General features: G+C 70.3%; 4 protein-coding genes. All 4 read right to left on the reverse strand.

From position 1 onward, the window contains the following. Positions 1 to 278: 278 nt before the first annotated feature. A complete protein-coding gene (locus AC069T_RS37910; RefSeq protein ID WP_478787073.1) occupies positions 279 to 578 on the reverse strand; it encodes a hypothetical protein in 300 nt (99 codons plus the stop codon). Between the two features lie 567 nt (positions 579 to 1,145). Beyond that, positions 1,146 to 1,430, reverse strand: a complete 285-nt coding sequence (locus tag AC069T_RS37915; protein ID WP_478787074.1) for a hypothetical protein — start codon at positions 1,428 to 1,430, stop codon at positions 1,146 to 1,148. Then, the gene (locus AC069T_RS37920) at positions 1,427 to 1,756 is read right to left on the reverse strand and encodes a hypothetical protein (RefSeq protein WP_478787075.1); all 330 of its coding nucleotides are present in this window, start codon (positions 1,754 to 1,756) and stop codon (positions 1,427 to 1,429) included. Before AC069T_RS37920 ends, AC069T_RS37915 begins: the two co-directional genes overlap by 4 nt. 221 nt (positions 1,757 to 1,977) lie before the next feature. Then, positions 1,978 to 2,256, reverse strand: a complete 279-nt coding sequence (locus tag AC069T_RS37925) for a hypothetical protein (RefSeq protein WP_478787076.1) — start codon at positions 2,254 to 2,256, stop codon at positions 1,978 to 1,980. Positions 2,257 to 2,304 lie beyond the last annotated feature (48 nt).

Consider the following 2,304-nt stretch of genomic DNA (forward strand, 5'->3'; position numbering starts at 1 on the left):
GCCGTCTTTTCCCACCCCCACCGGACCCGCCGGCCGCCAACGGCGCAGGCCACGGAGGATTACGGACCCTAGGCGCCCCACAAACCGGCCCGCACGGGCCGCGTTCGTACGTCGGGGGGAACCGGGCCGGCCGGCCGTGATTATCTCGGGTGCTGGAAAGCCGTCAGGCAGGTTAGGCAAGTAGCCTTCGGTTGCGCGTGCCTGACAGGTATCAGCAGGCGGTTCAGGCATGTGGGGCACATATGCGAAACTGCGGAGCCCGTCCGCCGTACGGCCGATCAGTTCGAGGACGGCAGATGCTCGGCGTCCTCTGCCCGGACGATGGGCGCCATGTAGCCGAGGCCGGAGGGGCTCCAGCCGTCAGCACCAGAGGAGTCGGGACCGGGCTGGAGAGCGAAACCAGCGTCGGCGAGGCGGTGAGCTGCCGCCTCCTGGTGGAAACTTTCCCAGTCCGGGAGGTCCACGGTGACCAGGACGGCGAGGTCCTGGTCGAGCACGTTGAGCTGGTAGCCGTGCTCGACCCGGCCGTCCTCGTGCGGGTAGCTGTTCGGCGTGCAGACTGCGGTGAGTTTGGACACGGTGACCTCCTGGTTCAAGGCGGACGGGTTGGGAATCCGGCCTGCCCCATCGTGCCGCACGGGTCTGACAGTAGTAGTGCTACCTGCCTAACTTGCCTGATGCCTGGCCACCTTGCGTGACCTGCATGAAGTACTCCGAGCCCCTTAGATACCAGGATCGGGGAAGGGCTGCTGCGCCGTTGGGCTGTGCATGCGACGACTGATGATCGCGGCGGCGCTCACCGCGGTGGTTCTGCCTGACTCCGGTGCCCCGACCGCCGCGGCGCTGCATACCCCTGCCTCCCTCGTCGGCCAGGCCGCGGCCGGCTTCAACTCCTGGGGCTACTACCCGACAACCACGGTTCACCTGCGCACGGGTCCCGGAACCCGGTATACGTCGCTCGGCCTGGTGGGCCCGGACGATGGGATGTACGCGGAGAAGGCGTCAGGCGGGTGGTACCGGGTGACGCTCTCCGATCGGGCTCGGAGCGGCCTGAAGAGCGGTACGAGCGGCTGGGGGCGAAGAAGTACGTCAGTGACCTGTCTAAACGGCTTCCGGGGCCGGCTGGTCCCGCCCCAGGGCGCCTGTCAGGGCCCGGACAGAATGAAGATCACTTCCACACGCCCCGGTGCGTCGTCCTCGGGTGGGTGGACGCGGTAGAGAAGGGTGATCCGGTCGCCGGTGTCCTTGGCCGGGTCGGTGTCGATTCTGCGCAGCTCGGCGCCGGCGATCGGCTCGGTTGAGCTGGCGGGGTCGCGCGGCTCGACGGCGAGACGGTCCAGCACGTCATGGACGGCCCGCCGTCCTCCGGGGCTGAGCCGGGCCACTTCCTCGTAGAGCCGTGGGGGTACCTCGACGCTCCAGCGGCTCACCGGTCGGCGTCCCGGCTCTCCAGATAGGCGTACAGGTCCGCGACGGGGGCCGTGGGCGTCTCGCCTGCGAGGGATGCCGCGATGGCGGCCTGGACCTCGGGCCGGGTGCGCAGGGCGAGCAACCGGCGGGCGTCGGAGATCACGGCGGCCTGCGCCTCGCCGAACCGCGCGGCGTCCAATTTGGCGTTGAACGCCACCACCTCGGCGGGTCCGAGCAACGCGAGCTCGGCTCGCAGCTCGGCGAGCGTCTGGGGCCCTTCCCACTCCTCGACCCGGTACGGGTCCGCGTACGCCCTGGGCGGCGTCTCGTGCGGCAGCGCGCTCATGCTGGTGACCTCCGTCGTGTCCTCGACGCCTCCACGGTACGCGCCGCACGGGTCCCGGGGCAGTGGGGTTGACGACGTTCACCGCGGTGGCCTGGGAACGTGACAGCGCCCCGGCTGGGGGGAGCCGAGGCGCTGTCCTTCCGCAGGTCCGCGACGGGGGCGCGGGCCTGCGGGGCTCGGCGTCGGACTGAGCGGCTGGGCCGTCGCCGAGAGGGGGATGGTCAGGGGTGGCCGGGCGGCCGGTCTGCGGGCGGTACGGCGGCGAGCTCGTCCAGCTCGACGGGCGTCACCTCGTGCAGGGCGGTGACGAGCCGGGACGCGAGAATCCAGCGAATCCGGGGATCGTCGTAGGTGATCTCTGCCGTGGCGCGGTTGCGGGGCAGCGGGACGGGCCGGAGGGTCTTCGGGTCGTAGAGGACGCCCGCGACGCCGATCACCTGCGGCCGGCTGACCCGGCCTTGGGGAACATCGGTACAGCCGTTGGCGCTGAGAACGATCATGGTCGGCTAGCACAGAGGTCGTCTCCAGAACGGGGGTTCGCCGAAAGA

Source organism: Streptomyces sp. NPDC043867 (genome assembly GCF_056435845.1).

Bases quoted from the DNA above. Each gene is read 5' to 3' on its own strand.
- AC069T_RS37920 (WP_478787075.1), bottom strand. From the start codon at position 1,756: ATGAGCGCGCTGCCGCACGAGACGCCGCCCAGGGCGTACGCGGACCCG.
- AC069T_RS37925 (WP_478787076.1), bottom strand. From the start codon at position 2,256: ATGATCGTTCTCAGCGCCAACGGCTGTACCGATGTTCCCCAAGGCCGG.